This is a genomic window from Streptomyces sp. cmx-18-6, from assembly GCF_046548915.1.
Lineage (GTDB): Bacteria > Actinomycetota > Actinomycetes > Streptomycetales > Streptomycetaceae > Streptomyces.
Genome location: NZ_JAEBEP010000014.1, coordinates 79,857 through 100,638 on the forward strand (window position 1 = coordinate 79,857; position 20,782 = coordinate 100,638).

Consider the following 20,782-nt stretch of genomic DNA (forward strand, 5'->3'; position numbering starts at 1 on the left):
GGCCTGTCGCAGGACTTCGCATCGTCGAATTCCCGGTGCTTCGCACTGGACTAGACTGGTGGAATGACAGGACCCGCGGTTCCATTCCGCGAAATCGTTCTGAAGGTTCACAGCAGGTGTGATCTTGCCTGCGACCATTGTTATGTCTACGAACATGCTGATCAGAGCTGGCGAACCCGGCCGAAGACGATCTCTGACCATGTTGTTTCCCGGACGGCTCAACGCCTGGCCGAGCACGCCAGGACCCACGCCCTGCCCTCCGTGTCAGTGATCCTGCACGGAGGGGAGCCACTGCTCGCCGGACCGGCCCGACTGCGCCGCGTCTGCGAGGAGTTCGGCTCGGCCCTCGCGGGCGTCGCCGAACTGGATCTCCGCATCCACACCAACGGCCTCCAGCTGAGCCCCCGCTATCTCGACCTGTTCGACGAGTTCGACGTCAAGGTGGGCATCTCCCTCGACGGCGACCGCGCCGCCAACGACCGGCACCGCCGTTACGCGGACGGGCGCAGCAGCCATCCCCTGGTCCTCAAGGCCGTGGAGCTGCTCCGGCAGGAGCGCTACCGCCATCTCGATCTCGGCCTCCTGTGCACGATCGACATCGCCAACGACCCGGTCGCCGTCCTCGACGCGCTCACCGCACTCGAACCGCCGCTCATCGACTTCCTCCTCCCGCACGCCACCTGGGACGAGCCCCCGCCGCGCCCGGCCGGGTCGCCCACCGCCTACGCCGACTGGCTCCTGACGGTCTTCGACCGCTGGCAGGAGCAGGGACGGCCGGTGCCGGTCCGGCTCTTCTCCTCGGTGCTCTCCACGCTGAGCGGCGGCCCCAGCCTCACCGAGTCCCTGGGGCTCGCCCCCACGGATCTGGTCGTCGTCGAGACGGACGGGCAGCTGGAGCAGGTGGACTCCCTCAAGAGCGCCTACGAGGGCGCCGCCGCCACCGGGTTCGACGTCTTCACCCACAGCCTCGACGAGGTCGCCGCCCACCCCGGCGTACGGGCGCGCCAGCTCGGCCTGGCCGGTGTCAGCGAGACCTGCCGCCGCTGCCCCGTCGTACGCTCGTGCGGCGGCGGGCTCTACACGCACCGCTACAGCTCACCGGGCGGCTTCGACAACCCGTCCGTCTACTGCGCCGACCTGGCGGCCCTGATCCGGGGCATCGAGGACCGGACCGCCGCCGGCTGCGAGTCGCCCGCCGTCCGGGAACCCGGCGAACTGCTCTCCGCCCAGCAGGATCTGACCCGCACCCTGCTCGCCGTCCTCCACGGCAGCCTCGACGGCAGGGGCGGGGAGGTTTGGGAGACGGCGTGGGCGCTGGCCGCGGAGGTCGAGAGCGGCCCGGCCGGGGAGGCGGCGCTGGCCCGGGTCCTCGCCCACCCCTACACCCGCACCTGGCTGCTCGACACGCTGGAGACGCTGCGGGAGGGGCGGCCGGTTCAGGGCCCGGCGGTGGAGCGGCTCGCCGCGTCGGTCGCCGCCGCCGCCGTGCACGCCCGGCTCGACCTGGCCGTCCCGGTGGCCCACCGCGACGGCCGCCTCTTCCTGCCTACTCTCGGCGTGGTCCGGGTCGGCGGGCCGGGGGAGCGGGGCACGGCCCTGGTGCGGGCGGAGGGCGACGGGTTCGCCGTCCACGCCGAAGGGGGCGCGCGCCACATCGCGCTCGGCGCGGTGGAGGGCCCGCACTGGCAGCCCGTACGCGCCCTCGGGGCGGCCGGTGAGCGCGAACCCGGGTACGCGGCCGGCGGGCCCGGGCCCGTACCCGTATACGTACTCGACGATCTCGATCCGTACCGCGCCTGCTTCGACGCGCCCGCCGCCGACCGGCTCGACCGGCCCGCCGTCGACGCCTGGGCCGCCTCCCTCGCCCGGGCCCGGGCCCTGCTCGCGGAGACCGTCCCCGAGCAGGCGGCCGAGGCGGCGACCGTGCTCACCACGCTCACCCCGCTCGCCGCGGGTGCGCCCGTCCAGGTGGGGCGGCACGGGTACGGGGCGCTCGGCCTCGCGGCCGGCGGCGGTGTGCGGGAGCTCGCGCTCGGGCTGCTCGGGGGGTTCCGCCGGGCGAAACTGCGGGCGCTGGCCGAGGTCACGGATCTGTACGCCTCGGACGGTTCCTGGGAACATCGGATGCCCTGGCTGGAGGAAGAGCCCGTTCCGTTCTCCCGGCTGTTCTCGGAGACCTATGAACGGGTGGGACTCGGTCTCCTCGCACCACGGTTCCTCACGGGAATCGCGCAAGCGCTCGACATGATCGAAGAAGCGGCCGAAGTGACCGTGGACGGAAAACAATTGCTCGCCCGGATGCGCAAAGAGATCAACGGTACACAGGGGACATCCGGGAGGAACGGTCGCAAGACCGATGCCGATGGCGCCGCAGTCCGGTGAACATGGTCACGGTTGACTGAAAAGCAGCGTTCAATGACCGAACGGCAGGGGGGTGGAGCGCATCCGCTCCGGAATGATGAATTCGCTCGCATTCCCTTCCCACTCCCCGGGAGCGAGTGCTCACACAGGACGGGGGTCGTGTGCACGCATCGACGCAGCAGCGAGCGGCGGACCATCGGCCGTACTTCTTTCTGAGTTACGCCCACACACCGGGGGTCGCCAGCGGTACGGACCCCGACATGTGGGTCGAGCGCCTCTTCCGGGACCTCTGCGGTCATGTGATGGCCATGACCGACCTTCCCGCGGGCGCGTCCGCGGGCTTCATGGACCGCGAGATACGCTCCGGCGAAGGCTGGTCGGAACGGCTGGGCGAAGTCCTCGCCACCTGCCGGGTCTTCGTCCCGCTGTTCTCGCCGCGCTACTTCGCCAGTGAGATGTGCGGCAAGGAGTGGCACGCCTTCGAGCAGCGCGCCATCCACCACCGGGCCCGCCGCAACCAGCCCGCCGAGGCGATCGTCCCGGCCCTCTGGGTCCCGGTGCCGCTCGACCAACTACCCGGATCCGCCGAGCGGTTACAGTTCAACCACCGCGACTTCGGGGAACGGTACGTCACCGACGGCCTCTACGGCCTGATCAAGCTCAGACTCTTCGCCGAGGAATACGAACGGGCCGTCTACGAACTGGCCAAACGCATCGTCCGCGTCGCCGACACCGTCCGCATCGACACCGGCAGACCCGTCGACTACCGCCTCGCGCCCAGCGCCTTCGGCTCCCCGACCAGCGGGGTCGGCGCGCCCCGGCCGATGCGGATCACCATCGCCGCCCCCACCCGCCACGACCTGCCCGAAGGACGCGACGGCGACTACTACGGCGACCACCCGCAGGACTGGAACCCCTACCACCCGGCCGCCGCCCGCCCCCTGGCCTATGTCGCCGAGGAGCTGGTGCGGTCGCTCAACTACCAGGCCCACATCACCTCGTTCGACGAGGAGTCGGGCCGGCACGAGGGCAAGGCGCCGCCCAGCACCCCCGAGATCCTCCTCGTCGACCGCTGGGCCCTCCAGGACGAGGACCGCAGGCGCAGGCTCGCCGCCTTCGACGCCGAGAACCGGCCCTGGGTCACCATGGTCGTGCCGTGGAGCCGCGAGGACCACCAGAGCCGGGCGGCGGAGGCCGAGCTGACCCAGAAACTCGAAGCGACCATGCCGGCCAAGATGCGCCACGGACGCACCTTCTGCCGCGCCGCCGCCAGAGGAGTGCCCACCATGGAGGCGTTCGGCCAGATCCTGCCCCAGGTCGTCGAGGTGGCCGCCCAGCAGTACCTGAGGCACGCGACGGCCTACCCGCCGGGCCCCGGCGGCGGATACGGCGAACGGACCCGGCTGACGGGCCCCATGGGCCACACCAGCTACACACCCGACCCGCACGACCCTGCGACGGAAGCGGAGGACCTATGAGTGCCGGTCGTGACGGGCGCATCGTCACCTTCTACTCGTACAAGGGCGGCACGGGGCGCACCATGGCCCTGGCCAACACCGCCTGGATCCTCGCCGCCAACGGCAAACGGGTGCTGGCCGTCGACTGGGACCTGGAGGCGCCCGGTCTCCACCGGTTCTTCCACCCCTTCCTCGAACCCGCCACCCTCGGCGCCACCACCGGCGTGATCGACCTGATCACCGAGTACGCCTGGGCCGCGACCAACCCCGCCCGGCGCGCGGACGACTGGCACCGCGACTACGCCCGCATCCAGCCGCACGCCGTCTCGCTGACCCCCGAATCGCTCGGCTGGGAGTTCCCCCGGGGCGGCACGCTCGACTTCGTCTCCGCCGGACGGCAGAACCGCGAGTACTCGGCCACCGTCTCCACCTTCGACTGGGACAACTTCTACGACCGGCTGGGCGGCGGGCACTTCTTCGACGCGCTGCGCGAGGACATGAAGGCCAACTACGACTACGTCCTCATCGACAGCCGGACCGGTCTCAGCGACATCGCCGACATCTGCACCGTCCACCTCCCGGACGTGCTCGTCGACTGCTTCACCCTCAGCGACCAGTCCATCGACGGTGCGGCCTCCGTCGCCCGCCAGATCTCCGAGCGCTACACCGGCCGCCCCATCTCCATCTTCCCCGTCCCGATGCGCATCGACGAGGGCGAGAAGGAGAAGGCGGACGCCGGACGGGCGCTGGCCCGGCTCAAGTTCGACCGGCTGCCCCGCGATCTGTCCGGCGACGAACTCACCGCCTACTGGGGCGCGGTGGAGATCCCCTACCGCCCGTACTACGCCTATGAGGAGACGCTCGCCACCTTCGGCGACGAGTCCGGGCTCACCAACTCCCTTCTCTCCGCCTTCGAACGGCTCACCGCCGTCATCACCGGCCGGGAGATCACCTCGATGCCCCCGGTCGGCGAAGAGGTGCGGCTGCGCATCCGGGACGCCTTCACCCGGCGCAGGCCCGCCCTGCCCGCCGACCTCTTCCTCAGCTATGTGGCGGAGAACCGGATGTGGGCCGACTGGGTCGAATCGGCCCTGACCCGGGCCGGGTTCAGGGTCGTGCCGCGCGACGTCTCCGCCGAGCGGCCCCCGGAGGAACGGGCGGCGCTCACCCCGGAGCACGCCGCCCGCACCGTGGTGCTGCTCTCCAGCGCCTACCTCAAGTCGCCGCGCGCGGTGGAGATGTGGGAGCGGGCGGTCGCCGAGGACCCGGGCGGCGGCCGGCGTCAGCTGCTGCCGCTGAGGGTCGGGGACGTACGCCTGAGCGCCCCGTACATCGACCGCAACCCGGTCGACCTCTACCGGCTGGACGAGGTCCACGCCACCACCGCCCTGATGCGCGCGCTGGACCGCCCGGTACAGCCGGCCGACGGGGTCTCGCCCGGACCGCGCTTCCCCGGCACCGTGCCCCGGATCTGGAACGTACCGCCCCGCAACCCCGGGTTCACCGGCCGCTCCCTCGTCCTGGAGCGGATGCGCGACCAGCTCGGCGGCGGCATGGCCGTGGTCCTGCCGCAGCCCCAGACGCTGTACGGACTCGGCGGCGTCGGCAAGACCCAGGTCGCCCTGGAGTACGTGCACCGCTTCATGGCCGACTACGACCTGGTCTGGTGGATATCGTCCGAGCAGGGCGACGACGTGGTCGCCTCCCTCGCCGAACTCGCCGTCCGGCTCGGCGCGCAGGGCGGCGACGACATGGCGGCCGCCTCCCAGGAAGCCGTCGACCTGCTGCGGCGCGGCGTGCCCTCGGACCGCTGGCTGCTGGTCTTCGACAACGCCGACGACCCCGAGACGCTGCGCCGCCACTTCCCGCAGGGCGGCTCCGGCCACATCCTGGTCACCTCCCGCAACCAGAGCTGGTCCCAGCACGGGGACGCGCTGCCCGTCGACGTCTTCCTGCGGGAGGAGTCCGTCGAGCACCTCCAGCGCCGCGCCCCCGGGCTGAGCGACGAGGACGCCGACCAGGTGGCCACCGCCGTGGGCGACCTGCCGCTCGCCGTCGAGCAGGCGGCGGCCTGGATCGCGGAGACCGCCACCCCCATCGACGCCTATCTCGAACAGCTCTCCCGGCAGGCCCCCCAGGTGCTCGCCCTCAACCAGCCCGCCGGCTACCCGGAACCGGTCGCCGCCACCTGGAACATCTCCATCGCCCGGCTCAAGGAGCGCTCGCCCGCCGCGGTGCGCCTCCTCCAGCTCTGCGCGTTCTTCGCCCCCGAGCCGATCTCCGCGAACCTCCTCTACAGCAAGGAGATGATCGAGGCGCTGAAGCCGTACGACTCCTCGCTCCAGGAGAAGCTGGTGCTGGGCCGGGTCATCCGGGAGATCGGCCGGTTCGCCCTCGCCAAGGTCGACCAGGTCTCCAACTCCATCCAGGTGCACCGCCTCGTCCAGGCGGTGATCAAGGCCCAGCTCAGCGAGGAGGAGCAGCGCGAGGCACGGCACGTCGTCCACCGCATCCTGGCCGGGGCCCGGCCCGACGACGACGAGCCGATAGACAACCCGGAGACCTGGCCGCGCTTCGCCGCGATCTGGCCGCACCTGGGACCCTGCGACGCCCGCCACTGCAAGGAGCCGGAGACCCGCAGGCTCCTGATCGACCGGGTGCGCTACCTGTGGAAGCGCGGGGACGTCAGGACGGCGGGGGCCCTGGGCGAGGAACTGCGGCTGACCTGGCTGGAGATGCTGGGCGAACACGACCTCCAGTACCTCTACCTCTGCTTCCACCTCTCCAACATCCTGCGCACCCGCGGGCGGTACGTGGAGGCCAAGGAGCTCGACGAGTTCACCCTGCGCCGGCAGCGGGAGGTGCTCGGACCCGAGCACCCGCACACGTACATGACCACCAGCAGCCTGGCGATCGACCTGGGCCTGCTCGGCGACTACGGCCGGGCGATCGAGCTGGCCACCGAGGCGCACGACGGCTTCAGCCAGATCTTCCACGACTCGCACCCCAGGACCCTGGCGGCCGCCAACAACCTGGCCCTGAACCTGCGCAGCATCGGCCAGTACGCGCGGGCCCGCGAGATCGACCAGGACGTCTACGACCGGCGCACCGAGGTGCTCGGGGCCCAGCACCCCTACTCCCTGTCCTCCGCCATGAACCTGGCCCGCGACCTGCGGGAGGTCGGGCGGTACGAGGACTCCGTGGGCCTCCTCAGCCGCACCTACGAGAGCTTCAAGGAGACGCTGGGCCGCACTTACCCGACGACGCTGAGCGCGGCCAAGAGCCTGGCGGTGTCGCTGCGGCGGGCCGGCCGGCTGGAGGACGCCCGCCGGCTGACGGTCGCCACCCGCGCCCGCTACAAGGCGAAGTACACCTCCGCCAACCCCGACTCGCTGGCCTGCGACCTCAACCTGGCGGCCGACCTGTTCGCCGCCGGGGAGGTGGCCGAGGCCAGGGACACCGCCCAGGAGGTCGTCGACCAGTACATGAAGGTGCCGGGCGAGAAACACCCGTACACCCTGGCCGCCCAGAACAACCTGGGCGTCTACCTCTCGGAGACCGGGGAGACGGAGCGGGCGGAGAAGATCCTGAAGCTGGTGGTGGCCTCGATGCGGGAGAGGTTCGGCCGCGACCACCCGAACACGCTCTTCTGCGTCATGAACCTGGCCAACGCGACGGCGGACCGGGGCGATCTCCCCCTGGTGCTGGAGACGGAGCAGCGGCTGACGGCGCAGATGCGGGTCGCGCTGGGGGCCCACCACCCCGAGACCCTGGCGCTGACCTCGAACCTGGCGGTGACGCTGCGGGCGCTGGGGCGGGAGGAGGAGGCGGTGCGGCTGCGGGCCGAACTGCTGGCCGAACTCTCCCGGCAGCTCGGCGACGAGCACCCGCTCACCCGGACGGTCCGGGACGAGGAGCGCTTCCGGCGCGAACTGGAACCGCTGGCGGTGTGAGAAGACCGGCCGGGCCCGCCGCCACGGGGCCCGGCCGCTCGGCGCTCCCCGGCCCGCTCAGCCCGTCGGCAGCCCCGCGGGCAGCGGACGGTCCGGGTCCTCCCGCTCGTCCAGCAGCCAGTTGAGGATGCCCGGGAGCACGGACAGCGCGTCGAAGTGCGCCGCCGCCGGTTCCAGTACGGCGGTGGCGCCCGGGATCTGCCCCGCGAGCCAGCGGGAATGGCCCACGGGCGAGAACACGTCCTTCACCCCGTGCCAGAGCAGCACCCGGCCGGTGATCCGGGCCGGATCGAACCCCCAGGGGCTGCAGAACGCGATGGCGTCGTCGATCCACCCGTACGCCGAAGTGCGCAGCCCCTCGCTGTAGTTGCGCAGCAGCATGGACCGGATACCGGCGTCGTTGACCACCATCCGGTCGGAGTCGGTCAGCTCCCGGCGCAGATCGTCCAGCAGCCGGGCCGGGTCCTGCCGGATCTGCGCCGAGCGGACGATGAAGGACTCCGCGAGGGAGTCCGGGTCGGCGGCTGCCGTGGAGTACGCGAGCACGTTGGACGCGGCCATCCCGTCGAACCAGTCCAGGCCGGCCGCGCCCCAGGGTGCCAGGGTGACCAGGGCGGCGGTCCTGGTCACCCGCTCCGGCAGCAGCGCCGCGCACGCCAGCGCGTGCGGGGCCCCGCCGGAACGGCCGACCACGGCGAACCGCTCCAGCCCCAGCGAGTCGGCCACCGCCCGGACGTCCTCGACGACATCGCTGATCCGGCGGCCCTCGTGCCGGTCGCTGCCGCCGTACCCCGGCCGGTCGTAGGTGATCAGTTGTGTACGGCGCTGATAGAGGACCATGCCGCGAGGGGCCGGACCGAGCCGGCTGCCCGGCGTCCCGTGGAGCAGGAACACCGGTCTGCCCCGGGGGTCCCCCCGCCGCTCCACCATCAGATGCCGCCCGTCCGCCGCGCGCACCCGGTTGCGCACCCGCGCCTCCTCAGCTCGGTTCCCCCCGGCCGGCCCGGGCGCGGTGCGCCCGGGCGTGTGCCGCCGATTCGATGATGACCCATCAGAGGCGTTACGGGGGGCCCTCGGCGGCAGGAACTGTGAAGGTCCCGAGGTGTTCGCGGCGGACGATTTCCGGCGTCATCCGGACGGGTGGGGACAGCATCCGGACCGGCGGGGGCTAATACCGGACAGGACTAGTCCTCACCGAGGGGCCGCCTCCGGTCGCACGGGGTGTTCGCGAACGGAACCGACGTGGCGTGACCCGGAGTAAGTGAACATGCCGCGTGCGAAGCGTTGCTGTCGTGTGCACGTCTGGAAGTCGACCTTGTGTGCGTTTCGCCGTCTCGGAATAGTGAGCGCCCCATCCTCCGTGTACGAGCACCCCACTTGCTCCGTGCACGGCCCCACAGGAGGTCGAAGTTGAAGCATCGACGTATGTCCACCAAGCGCGCGACGGTGGCCGGATCGGCCGCTCTCGCCCTGGTCGCGGCGGGATTCACGTTCCAGTCCGCGAACGCCAGTGACGACGTGCCGCAGTTCACGGTCAAGACGCTCAGCGCGGACGCGGCCGGAAAGCTCGGCGCCACCCTGGACCGGGACCTGGGCGCGGACGCGGCCGGTTCGTACTACGACACGAAGACGAAGGCCCTCGTCGTGAACGTCGTCGACGAGGCCGCCGCCGAGCAGGTCCGTCAGGCGGGCGGCAAGGCCAGAGTCGTGGAGCACTCCCTCGCCGAGCTGAAGTCGGCCCGGCAGACCCTCACCGACAAGGCGACGATCCCGGGCACCTCCTGGGCCGTCGACCCGGTGAGCAACAAGGTGGTCGTCACCGCCGACAGCACGGTCGACGGCGCGGCCTGGAAGAAGCTCTCCGCCGTGGTCCAGGGACTCGGCGGCAAGGCCGAACTGAACAAGACCGAGGGCGAGTTCACCCCACTCATCGCGGGCGGCGACGCGATCTGGGGCTCCGGCTCCCGGTGCTCGCTCGGCTTCAACGTGGTCAAGGACGGCGAACCGTACTTCCTCACCGCCGGTCACTGCACCGAGTCGGTCACCAGCTGGTCCGACACCCAGGGCGGCTCGGCGATCGGCACGAACGAGGGCTCCAGCTTCCCCGAGAACGACTACGGGCTGGTCAAGTACACCTCGGACATCGCGCACCCGAGCGAGGTGAACCTCTACAACGGGTCGACCCAGGCGATCAGCAAGGCGGGCGACGCCACGGTCGGCCAGTCGGTCACCCGCAGCGGCTCCACCACCCAGGTGCACGACGGCGAGGTCACCGCGCTGAACGCCACCGTCAACTACGGCAACGGCGACATCGTCAACGGCCTCATCCAGACGACGGTCTGCGCCGAACCGGGCGACAGCGGCGGCGCCCTCTTCGCGGGCGACACCGCGCTCGGCCTGACCTCGGGCGGCAGCGGCAACTGCTCCTCGGGCGGCACGACCTTCTTCCAGCCGGTCCCTGAGGCGCTCGCCGCCTACGGGGCCGAGATCGGCTGACGTAACACCGCATCACACCACCGCATCACACCGCACCACCGCACCACCGCACCAAGGAGAGGCCCCCGGTTTCGCGCCGGGGGCCTCTCGCGTGGCGTGGTCAGGCGGCCTGGGCCAAGCGGCCGGATTCGGCCTTGGCCGGGGCGACGCCGAAGATGTCCACGGCCTGGTAGTAGGTCCACGCCGTGCTGTTGCACGACGTCCGCTTCGCGCCGGTGTAGGCGGCGCACACGCGCTTGAGGTCCTCGTAGAAGGCGGAGTCGATACGGGCCTTGTTGGCGGTGAACGTGCCGGCGGCCTTGTAGTTCCGGTAACCGAAGTCGTGGCGGGCGCAGGCGGTCTGGAAGGGGAAGCCGAACGGGTTGTCCGGGGAGCTGCTGCAGTAGTCCGTCGTCCAGTTGAAGCCGTACGCGGACCAGGCGCCCTGGTTGTTGCGGGCGGAGTTCCAGGCGTTGTAGCTGGAGGCGCTCGTCTGGGTCCAGGAGCTGAGCACCTGGGGCTTGTCGGACGGGGCGGCCGAGGCGGAAGCGGCGGTGATCAGGGAGAGCGGGAGCGACAGGGCGACCGTGGTGAGCGCGGCGGTGAGTCGACGACGCATAGCAGCAACCTCCCTGTGGGTGAAAGGAGTTGTCCTGGCCGTGCGCCTCGTCGGGTGGTACGAGGCCGCTCCAGGATGTCGCCATGCACCTGTCATGCCTAGCCGTTGCGCCGACCTGTCATCAGGAATTGGGGTGGACGTCGGACGGGGCCGCCATCAAGGCGGCCCCACGGGCGGATCAACGCTGAGGAAAGGGGATGGAGCAACCGGGGGGGGCGGCCCCGCTTGTGGACCTCAGGCCGCTGTCGACCCGCCGGCACCCGCTGTCGACCCGCCTGCGCCCGGTGCCGGGGCGGCCGTGGCCCTGGTGTCCGCCGGGTCCGTCCCCGGCCGGCGCCGCATCGACAGCAGCAGGGTCAGCGCCGTGCCGACGACCGCCCAGGCCGAGAGCACCAGCAGCGGGCCGGTGATCGCGTTGCCCCGGAAGTAGGCGATCGAGCGGGCGGCCCAGGTGCCCGCGCCCGGGGGGAGGGCCGGGCCGATCGCCCGCCAGAAGTCGGGGAGCATCGGGAGCGGGAAGGCTCCGCCCGCGCTCGGGTTGCCCGCGATGACGATGATCAGGACGGCCAGGCCGATGCCGACGATGCCGGTCAGGGCCTCCAGGGCGAGCGTGATCATGCCCACCGAGAAGACGACCAGGGCGCCGAGGCCGGCCAGGCCCCAGACGCTGCCCGGCAGAGCGCCGAGGATCGGGCCGATGATGATCGCGCCGCCGATGCCGCCCGCGATCGCGTACAGCGCCATGACCCCGGTCCGGATCACCGCGCGCTGCCGGTTGACGGGCTTGGCGCCGGCGCTGATCGCCAGGATCGAGGCGCAGAGGTAGCCGCCCACGCACCAGCCGACCACCAGGTAGAAGGACGAGAGCCCGTCGAAGTCGTCGGCCGACGCCGGCGCCACGTCCACGGTCCGTACGGTCCGCTGCTGGGAGTCCTCGACCTGGGTGAGGATCCGCTCCAGGGCGCTGGACAGGACGGTCCCGCCGCCGGAGGCGACCAGCAGGGTGTCGGTGCTCCCCGAAGGGGCCACGATCAGAGCGCCGTCGATGTCGCGGTTCATGATCTGCTTGCGCGCCTCGGCCTCGCCGCTCACCGTACGGGGGTCCAGCGGCCCGCCGGGAAGCCCGTCGAGTCGGGTGACGAGCTGCTGGGACATCTGCTGCGGGGCCACCACCCCGAAGGCCACATCGGTCGGGTTCGGCTTGTGGAGCGCGCCGACGTAGGACGCGATGAACAGCAGTTGCAGTCCGAGTACGCCGATGACGAGCAGGGCGGCCCGTGGAGTGACGGCGTTCTTCACCTCGTCGACGAAAGTCATGCCCCCACCGTCCGGGCGGGCCGGTGTTCGCGCAGGCGGGGCGGGGCCGAATGGCTCAAGAGCGGCGGGGGCTGTCGTCGGCCGCGGGTCAGGTGTGGCTGAGGATCACCGTCAGCGCCACGAACTCCGCCAGGAGCTGCGTGGCGAACGCCACTCGGCGCACGCGTGCGGCGGGTGCGGCCAGGGCGACGACACACGCCACGGCGGCCAGGGCGAGGCTCCAGCCGAACAGCCGGCCGGGCAGTTGGTCGCCGCACTGCTCCCCGTACGTCATACAGCGCCCCGCCCGCTCGCCGGTGAGGGTCAGCAGGCCCCCCAGCAGGGCGACGGGCACGAAGAGGCCGGCGCACAGCCCGGACCAGAAACGCGTGCGGTCCGGGGCGGGGGGCTCCTCGGCCGGGGGAGTCGCCGGCTGGGGCGCTGTTGTGTCCATGCCTTGATCCAAGGCGACCCCGTCGTCTGCCGCACCGGTCCGGGTACTCAGTGCGGGTGCGTCAGCTACTCAGGAGGGTGCACACTGGATATCGTACGAATGTTCGAAACTGGTCTATGGTGGAGAACAGGGGGTGGTGAGTGACGGAACGATCGGAACGGTCCAGGAGGTGCGGATGTCCGGGTTCACGCATCTGCACACCGTTTCGGGATTCTCCCTGCGGTACGGGGCCTCGCACCCCGAACGGCTCGCCGAGCGTGCCGCCGAGCAGGGGATGGGCGCTCTCGCGCTGACCGACCGCGACACCCTCGCGGGGGCGGTCCGGTTCGCCAAGGCGTGCCGAGGGAAGGGGATCGAGGTCCGGCCGATCTTCGGCGTGGACCTTGCGGTGGCCTCGTACGCGGAGGGGGCGGGGCTCGCGGAGGGGGCGGGCCGGGCCGCCGTGCGCCCGCGCACTCCCGCGCGAGGCGGCGCCTTCGTCGATGAATCCGCACCCCGTGTCACCTTCCTCGCCCGGGACGGCGCGCGGGGCTGGGCCGAGCTGTGCCGGCTCGTCACCGCCGCCCACACCCGGGGCGCCGGGACCCGGCCGCTCGACGGGTCCCGGCCGCTCGACGGGTCCCGGCCGCTCGACGTGGCCGGACCGCCCGACGTGGCCGGACCGCCCCTGGTCGGCCGGGCCGCGCTGCCCGCCGAAGGGCTGACCGTGCTGCTCGGGCCCGTCTCCGAGGTGGGCCGGGCGCTCGCCTCGGGCCGCCCCGACCGGGCCGCCGCGCTGCTCGCGCCCTGGCGGGAGATGTACGGCGACGACCTGCGCCTCGAAGCCGTCCACCACGGCCGCGCGGGCACCGGCCCCGGATCGCTGCGGCTGGCCGCCCGCACCCTCGGCTTCGCCGCCGAACAGGGCGTACGGGCCGTGCTGACCAACGCCGTCCGGTACGCCGACCCGGGGCAGGGCCCCATCGCCGACGTACTCGACTCCGCCCGCAGGCTCGTCCCCCTCGACCCGCGCCGCTCGCCCCTGGACAGCGGTGAGCGCTGGCTCAAGGACGAGGGCGCGATGCGGGAGACCGCCGAGCGGATCGCCTCCGCCGCCGGTCTCGGGCCGGGCGCGGCCGCCCGGCTGCTGGCGGAGACCCGGCGCACCGCCGACGCCTGCCGGGTGGACCCCGTCGCCGACCTCGGCCTGAACGGCATCCACTTCCCGGAGCCGCACCTGGTCGGGGCCGGCCGCCGGACCGCCCACCGGGTGCTCGCCTCCCGGGCCGCCGCCGGGATGGTGCTGCGCGGCCATGACCGCGACCGCGCGTACTGGGACCGGATGCACGAGGAGCTGGACATCATCGCCCACCACGGCTTCGCCTCGTACTTCCTGACGGTCGCTCAGGTAGTGGAAGACGTACGGGAGATGGGCATCCGCGTCACCGCGCGCGGCTCCGGGGCGGGCTCCCTGGTCAACCATCTCCTCGGCATCGCCCACGCCGACCCCATCGAGCACGGGCTGCTCATGGAGCGCTTCCTGTCCAAGCGCCGCTTCGTCCTGCCCGACATCGACATCGACGTCGAATCGGCCCGCCGGCTCGACGTCTACCGCCGGATCATCGAACGCTTCGGCCCTGAACGCGTCGCCACCGTCGCCATGCCCGAGACCTACCGGGTGCGCCACGCCATCCGGGACGTCGGGGCCGCGCTCTCCATGGACCCGGCCGAGACCGACCGGCTCGCCAAGGCGTTCCCGCACATCCGGGCCCGCGACGCCCGCGCCGCGATGGAGGAGCTGCCCGAGCTGAAGGAGGTCGCGCGGAACCAGGACGAGTACGGGCGGCTCTGGGAGCTGGTGGAGGGGCTCGACGCGCTGCCGCGCGGCGTCGCCATGCACCCGTGCGGGGTGCTGCTCTCGGATGCCGGGCTGATGAACCGCACGCCGGTGGTGCCCACCAGCGGTGAGGGCTTCCCGATGTCCCAGTTCGACAAGGAGGACGTGGAGGACCTCGGGCTGCTCAAACTCGATGTGCTGGGCGTACGGATGCAGTCGGCGATGGCGCACGCCGTCACCGAGGTGAAACGCGCCTCGGGCGCGGACGTGGACCTGGACGCCGTACCGCCGGACGACCCGGAGACGTACCGGCTGATCCGCACCGCCGAGACGCTGGGCTGCTTCCAGATCGAGTCGCCCGGCCAGCGCGACCTGGTCGGCAGGCTCCAGCCCGCCGCCTTCCACGACCTGGTCGTCGACATCTCGCTGTTCCGGCCCGGGCCGGTCGCCGCCGACATGGTGCGGCCGTTCATCGAGGCCCGGCACGGCCGCGCGCCGGTCCACTACCCCCACCGTGACCTGGAAGAAGCGCTGAGCGGCACCTACGGCGTGGTCGTCTTCCACGAGCAGATCATCGAGATCGTCAACATCATGACCGGCTGCGGCCGGGGCGAGGCCGACCGGGTGCGGCGCGGACTCTCCCACCCCGAGTCGCAGGTGCTCATCAAGGAGTGGTTCCCCCGGCGAGCGGCGGCCATGGGGTACGACGAGGAGGTGATCGCGCGCACCTGGAAGATCATCGAGGCGTTCGGCAGCTATGGCTTCTCCAAGGCGCACGCCGTCGCGTTCGCCGTACCCACGTACCAGTCGGCCTGGCTCAAGGCGCACCACCCGGCCGCCTTCTACGCCGGTCTGCTCACGCACGACCCCGGGATGTACCCAAAACGGCTGCTGCTCGCGGACGCCCGGCGGCGCGGGGTGCCGGTGCTGCCGCTGGATGTGAACCGGTCGGCGGTCGCCCACCGAATCGAACTGGTGTCTGGTGAGGAAGGGGAAGGTGTCTGGGGGCTGCGGCTCGCGCTCTCGGACGTCCACGGGATCAGCGAGGCCGAGGCCGCCCGGATCGAGGAGGGGCAGCCGTACACCTCGCTGCTGGACTTCTGGCAGCGCGCCCGCCCGGGCCGCCCGGTCGCCGAACGGCTGGCCCAGGTAGGCGCGTTGGACGCCTTCGGCGCCAATCGCCGCGATCTTCTGCTGCACCTCTCCGAGCTCCACCGCGCCCACCGGAGCTCCGGTTCCGGCGGCCGGGGGGCCCAGCTTCCGCTGGGCGACGGACACCGTACGGGCTCCATCGGGCTGCCCGACCTCAACGAGGCGGAGCGGCTGAGCGCCGAACTCGGAGTGCTGAGCATGGATGTCTCACGCCATCTGATGGGAGATCACCAGACTTTCCTGGAGGAGCTCGGCGTGGTCTCCGCCAAGCGGCTGCGCGAGGCGCGGCACGGCGAGACCGTGCTGGTCGCGGGGGCCAAGGTGGCCACCCAGACGCCGCCGATGCGTTCCGGCCGCCGGGTCGTCTTCACCACCCTGGACGACGGCAGCGGCCTGGTCGACCTGGCGTTCTTCGAGGACAGTCACGCCGCCTGCGCGCACACCGTCTTCCACTCCTGGCTGCTGCTGGTGCGCGGAGTGGTGCAGCGGCGTGGCGCGCGCAGTCTGAGCGTGGTGGGCGCGGCCGCCTGGAACCTCGCGGAGCTCGCCGAACTGCGGCGCACCGGAGGGCTCGACGCGGTGGCGGCGCGGCTCGCGGAGGAGGAGCCGGAGGAGGGGGCGGATGAGGAGGCGTCCGGGCCCGGGCGTCGTATACGGATGGAGACCGGTTACGAGATGAACCCCTGGGCCGACCTTCAGCCACCCGGTGAAGGGACGCCCACCGGAAGGAAGTTGTGGCACCGGTCGCAGGGGAGCGCGGGATGACGGAAGACCCGGGAGAAGTCCTGTGCCTGCGATTCCGCAGGACCGCCGGCGGGCCGCCCGACAGCGCCGCGTACACCGGACTGCTCGCCCTGCTCGGCGCGTTCACCCCGGTCGTCGAGGCCGCACCGCCCGACGCCGCGCTCGCCCATGTGGGCGGCGCGCTGCGCTACTTCGGGCGCGATGTGGGGGGCCTGGCCTCGCTGATCCGGGTCCGGGCGCTCGCCCTGCACGGCGTGGACTGCGCGATCGGGGCGGGGAGCAACCCCATGGTGGCCCGGATGGCCGCCCGGCGGGCCGCGCCCGGGACCACCTTCGTGGTGGGCCGGGGCGAGGAGGCGGCCTTCCTCGCCCCGCTCCCGGCCGCCGCCCTGGACGGCGTCGGGACCGCCACGGCGCGCACCCTGTGCGGATACGGGCTCGACTCCGTCGGCCGGATCGCCGCCGCACCCCTGGCCACGCTCCAGCGCATCACCGGCGTACGGACCGGGCGCGAGGTGTGGGAACGGGCGCGGGGCGTCGACCGTACGCGGGTCGTCCCCAACGCGGCCGCCCGTTCGATCGCCGCCGAACGCTCCTTCCCGCGCGACGAACTGGCCCCCGAGCAGCACCGCCGCGCCCTCCTCTCGCTCACCGAGGAGCTGGGGGCGCGGCTGCGGGGCGAGGGGCAGGTGTGCCGGTCGCTGGCGGTCTCGGTGCGGTACGCGGACCGGACGGGTTACGCGACGCTGACCCGGAGCCGGACGCTGGGGGAGCCCACCGCGCACTCGGCCGCGCTCACCGCGCTCGCCTACCGGATCCACGAGTCGTTCGGGCTCCAGCGGGCCCGGGTGCGGGGGATCGCGCTGCGCGCGGAGGGGCTGGCCGACGCCGGCCGGGCCTCCCGCCAGCTCACCTTCGACCCGGCGGACGAGCGGTCGCGCCGGATCGAGGAGGTGGCGGACCGGCTGCGGGAGAGGTTCGGGCCCGGAGCGGTGAAGCCGGCCGGACTCGCGGCCTGAAAGGCGGGGGTGACGCCCCTACTCGATCTACGGTGAGGCCGCGTCATTTTTTACCGACGCGTAACTTCCCACCCGACCTTACTCGTGCGTAATTTGGCATGAGCACATAAAGCTTGTGGTCCGGGCCACAGGGCGCACCGCCATCGCACCTCCCTTGAGCCGCAAGGAGACCACTCGATGCTGCCCTGGTTCCGTGCTGCGCGCACCCCACGCACGCGCAGCGTATTCGCCGCCCTGATCCTCGCCGTCACCCTCCTCGTCGCCCCTGCGGCGACCGCGACCGCGGCTGCCCCCACCGCCGCGACGGCCACCTCCCGTGGCTGGAACGACTACTCCTGCAAACCCTCCGCCGCCCACCCTCGTCCCGTCGTCCTGGTCCACGGAACCTTCGGGAACTCGATCGACAACTGGCTGGTCCTCGCCCCCTACCTGGTCAACCGGGGCTACTGCGTCTTCTCCCTCGACTACGGCCAGCTCCCCAACGTGCCGTTCTTCCACGGCCTCGGTCCCATCGACAAGTCCGCCGAACAGCTCGACGTCTTCGTCGACAAGGTGCTCGCCGCCACCGGAACGCAGAAGGCCGACATCGTCGGCCACTCCCAGGGCGGCATGATGCCGAACTACTACCTGAAGTTCCTCGGCGGCGCCCCCAAGGTCAACGCCCTGATCGGCCTCGCCCCGGACAACCACGGCACCACGCTGCTCGGCCTCACCAAGCTGCTGCCGCATTTCCCCGGCGTGGAGAAGTTCATCACCGACAAGACCCCCGGCCTCGCCGACCAGGTCGCGGGTTCCCCGTTCATCACCAAGCTCACGGCGGGCGGCGACACCGTCCCCGGAGTGCGCTACACCGTCATCGCGACCAAGTACGACCAGGTGGTGACCCCGTACCGCACGCAGTACCTGGACGGGCCGAACGTACGCAACGTCCTGCTCCAGGACCTGTGCCCGCTCGACCTGTCCGAGCACGTGGCGATCGGGACCATCGACCGGATCGCCTTCCACGAGGTGGCGAACGCCCTGGACCCGGCGCGCGCCAGGCCGACCACCTGCTCCTCGGTCATCGGCTGACGCACGACGCGCACGACGCACGACGCGCACGACGCACGACGCGCACGACGCACGACGCGCACGACGCACGACGCGCACGACGTGCGACGGGCCGAGGTCGCCGTCCGGTGGGGGGAGGACGGCGACCTCGGCCCGAGTCATGCCCCGCTTCGCCCCGCCCCGGGAAGGCGGGGCGAAGCGGAACGCGGGTCAGCGGCTGTGGCGACCGGTGGAGGCGGTGGCCCGGCGCCGCTGCGAGGAGAACAGCACGGCCGCGCCGGCGGCGAGCGCGGCGGCCCCGCCGATCGCGAGGTAGGTGCTGGTGGACGAACCGCCGGTCTCGGCCAGCACGTCCTTCTGGCCGGCCGCGTTGGCCTGGGGCGCGTTGCCCTCGCCGGCATCGGCCTTGGCCTCGGGCTCGGCGGCCGGGGCGGCGGGGGCGGCCGAGTTGACCTTCGCGCCGGTGTTCGCGTCGTCGTCGCCGTGCCCGTTGTGCTCGACGGAGGACTTCTCGGAGCCCTCGGTGATCGCGTCCTCGGAGGGGGCGGAGGGGGCCGGCGCGGGAGCACTCTCCTGCGGCTTCGGCGCCTCACCCGCAGGCTTCTCCTCCGGCGCACCGCCGCCGCCCGCACCGCCCGTGCTCGCCGACCCGCCGCCGAAGACCACGTCGGAGCAGGCGTAGAACGCCTCGGGGGAGTCGGAGCGCTGCCACACCGTGTAGATCAGCTGCCGCCCGGCCCGCTCGGGGATGGTCCCGTCGAAGACGTACGAACCGTCCACCAGCGCCGGGTCGGTGGACTGGGCGAAGGGCTTGGCCTCCAGGTCCGACCAGGCGAGCGGCTTCGTCGGGTCGTAGCCGGGCTTGGTGAGGTACAGCTCGAAGGAGCCCCGGTGCGGGGCCGTGGCACGGAACTTGAAGGTGTGCTTGCCCGCCGCCACGGGGGAGGCCGGCCAGTCGGCGCGCGGCAGGTCGAGCCCCTTGAACTTGTCGTTGGCCGCGCTGCACAGCTTGCCGTCCGGAATCAACTCACGGTGCTTGCCGGCCGCGTTGGCGATGTTGACGCCGTTCCAGTCGTACAGCGCCTGCGTACCGCCCGCCGCGACCGCCGCCTTGCACGCCGCCGACACCGGGCTCTCCGGCCCCTCCGCGAAGCACGCGGACACCCGGCTCACCGGGTCGGTGAGCGACCCGTGGGCGAGCGCCGGGGTGGCGGCGAGTCCGGCCAGCGCGAACGGTGCGAAACCGAGGGCGACGATCCCGGCGGCCTTGCGACGAGCGGTCATGGAGGGTTCTCCTTCAAAGCGGCACAACGGTGGGGCGCCGGTGCGGAGTTCCTCCCGGCGCTCAGCAAGCTAGCCGCTCGGAAGGGCCAAAAAGCCTGCTGGGACGGGGTGGAGGGGATCCTTATGGTCGCTTTAAGGAAGGGCTAAGAGGGCGCTCAGGTGGGAGGCTGCTGAGGGGGGAGCCCATGCCAGAGCGCTTCACTGTCCATGGCCGTCCACCTGAGTGCACTCTCGACCAGTCGCCGCCGTTAGACGAGAGGCGGAAAGGGCTTACTTGAAGGGCCGCCGCTCGATCGGCTTGCCCGCTATGTTCACGGCCCCAGCATCCTCATCACTTGTTGGCCGAGACCGGCGGCACCGGTGCCAACACTGATGATTCCGTTGACTGTCGAAACCCACTCCCTGAACCGATCCAGAAGGTTGGCCTCGTGGAGGGGCTCTGCAGTTTCGGGTCGGCGTACAACGGCACCCAGAAAGGCGTCGAACGCGCCTTCCACTCCGCCGCGCCCGGAAACGCGCATCATGTGCACAGCCTGCAACAGGGCATGCAGGTGACGCAGCATGAGAAGGCTTGTGCTGAGGGGAAGCTTTGCTGCGTTGACCTCGTCCATCAGGTCGACTATCAGCACTTCGAGGCGAGCAACGTCCTCGTTCGACATCGCATGCAGCGGGTCCGCCTTGTGAAGAACACGCGCGGCGCTTGCCAGGCTGTGCAGCGCTGCACTCCTGGGAACTTCTCCGCCCGGCGCGAAGGCTGTGAAGACCTTGTACAGTTCCCTACGGGCGACCAGGCCAGCCATAGCAGCTTGCAAACCATCTAGGTGAAGTAGCAGGTGCGCTTCTTCCTCGGGCTCCTCGTTCAGGGCGCGGATGCTCTCGACCACGAGATCGGGCAAGTGGGCGATGCCCGCGATGGCGTGGAGTCCTGCAGAGGTGTATTGCTCAACTTCCAGAACCTGTGCGAAAGCCTGCCAGGAGGAAATCGACTCCTGTGCTCGGCTGTTCGGGAAAGCTCGGTGCACAGCTAGGAGCACGTCTCTGAGACGGGTCGCAGGGTTGTCGTGCGTCAGTGTCATGTAGCCACGGTAGAGGCTCACTAAGA

At 71.6% G+C, this 20,782-nt stretch carries 13 protein-coding genes; 7 read left to right on the plus strand and 6 right to left on the minus strand.

The window, feature by feature from the left end; genetic code table 11:
• Positions 1 to 63 precede the first annotated feature (63 nt).
• The 3 genes from fxsBH (at position 64) to fxsT (ending at position 7,771) form a co-directional block, all read left to right on the plus strand.
• Positions 64 to 2,382: a radical SAM/SPASM protein FxsBH, inactivated beta-hydroxylase extension form gene (gene fxsBH / locus ACLJPL_RS27930; protein ID WP_411083702.1), complete on the plus strand. Its 2,319-nt coding sequence runs from the start codon at positions 64 to 66 to the stop codon at positions 2,380 to 2,382.
• Positions 2,383 to 2,522: 140 nt separating this feature from the next.
• Complete coding sequence (fsxC, locus tag ACLJPL_RS27935) at positions 2,523 to 3,839, plus strand: FxsC protein (protein ID WP_411083703.1); 1,317 nt, start codon at positions 2,523 to 2,525, stop codon at positions 3,837 to 3,839.
• On the plus strand, positions 3,836 to 7,771 hold the full coding sequence (gene fxsT, locus ACLJPL_RS27940) for an FxSxx-COOH system tetratricopeptide repeat protein (RefSeq protein ID WP_411083704.1): 3,936 nt from the start codon (positions 3,836 to 3,838) through the stop codon (positions 7,769 to 7,771). The genes fsxC and fxsT overlap by 4 nt, the downstream gene beginning before the upstream one ends.
• A 57-nt stretch (positions 7,772 to 7,828) precedes the next feature.
• Here fxsT and ACLJPL_RS27945 read toward each other — a convergent pair whose 3' ends face one another.
• Positions 7,829 to 8,740 (minus strand): alpha/beta fold hydrolase, encoded by a 912-nt coding sequence (locus ACLJPL_RS27945; protein ID WP_411083705.1) that lies wholly within the window; start codon positions 8,738 to 8,740, stop codon positions 7,829 to 7,831.
• 348 nt (positions 8,741 to 9,088) lie between these two features.
• Here ACLJPL_RS27945 and ACLJPL_RS27950 point away from each other — a divergent pair, with 348 nt between their 5' ends.
• The gene (locus tag ACLJPL_RS27950) at positions 9,089 to 10,267 is read left to right on the plus strand and encodes a S1 family peptidase (RefSeq protein ID WP_411083706.1); all 1,179 of its coding nucleotides are present in this window, start codon (positions 9,089 to 9,091) and stop codon (positions 10,265 to 10,267) included.
• A gap of 100 nt (positions 10,268 to 10,367) precedes the next feature.
• On the opposite strand, the gene ACLJPL_RS27955 is transcribed toward ACLJPL_RS27950, so the two are convergent.
• From ACLJPL_RS27955 to ACLJPL_RS27965, 3 genes are all read right to left on the minus strand, one after another.
• Entirely contained in the window at positions 10,368 to 10,865 is a 498-nt protein-coding gene (locus ACLJPL_RS27955; protein WP_411083707.1) for a phospholipase, read from the minus strand.
• Positions 10,866 to 11,099: 234 nt separating this feature from the next.
• Positions 11,100 to 12,182, minus strand: a complete 1,083-nt coding sequence (locus ACLJPL_RS27960) for a DUF3533 domain-containing protein (RefSeq protein WP_411083708.1) — start codon at positions 12,180 to 12,182, stop codon at positions 11,100 to 11,102.
• 88 nt (positions 12,183 to 12,270) lie between these two features.
• Entirely contained in the window at positions 12,271 to 12,615 is a 345-nt protein-coding gene (locus ACLJPL_RS27965; protein WP_411083709.1) for a hypothetical protein, read from the minus strand.
• Positions 12,616 to 12,790: 175 nt separating this feature from the next.
• Here ACLJPL_RS27965 and ACLJPL_RS27970 point away from each other — a divergent pair, with 175 nt between their 5' ends.
• The 3 genes from ACLJPL_RS27970 (at position 12,791) to ACLJPL_RS27980 (ending at position 18,417) form a co-directional block, all read left to right on the plus strand.
• Positions 12,791 to 16,348: a DNA polymerase III subunit alpha gene (locus ACLJPL_RS27970; RefSeq protein WP_411083799.1), complete on the plus strand. Its 3,558-nt coding sequence runs from the start codon at positions 12,791 to 12,793 to the stop codon at positions 16,346 to 16,348.
• On the plus strand, positions 16,345 to 17,346 hold the full coding sequence (locus ACLJPL_RS27975; protein WP_411083710.1) for a hypothetical protein: 1,002 nt from the start codon (positions 16,345 to 16,347) through the stop codon (positions 17,344 to 17,346). Before ACLJPL_RS27970 ends, ACLJPL_RS27975 begins: the two co-directional genes overlap by 4 nt.
• Positions 17,347 to 17,523: 177 nt before the next feature.
• On the plus strand, positions 17,524 to 18,417 hold the full coding sequence (locus ACLJPL_RS27980) for an esterase/lipase family protein (protein ID WP_411083711.1): 894 nt from the start codon (positions 17,524 to 17,526) through the stop codon (positions 18,415 to 18,417).
• A 189-nt stretch (positions 18,418 to 18,606) separates the two neighbouring features.
• Here the strand turns inward: ACLJPL_RS27980 and ACLJPL_RS27985 are convergent, their stop codons facing one another.
• Positions 18,607 to 19,680, minus strand: coding sequence for a lytic polysaccharide monooxygenase (locus tag ACLJPL_RS27985; protein ID WP_411083712.1), 1,074 nt, complete (start codon positions 19,678 to 19,680; stop codon positions 18,607 to 18,609).
• 311 nt (positions 19,681 to 19,991) lie between these two features.
• Entirely contained in the window at positions 19,992 to 20,756 is a 765-nt protein-coding gene (locus tag ACLJPL_RS27990) for a hypothetical protein (protein ID WP_411083713.1), read from the minus strand.
• Positions 20,757 to 20,782 lie beyond the last annotated feature (26 nt).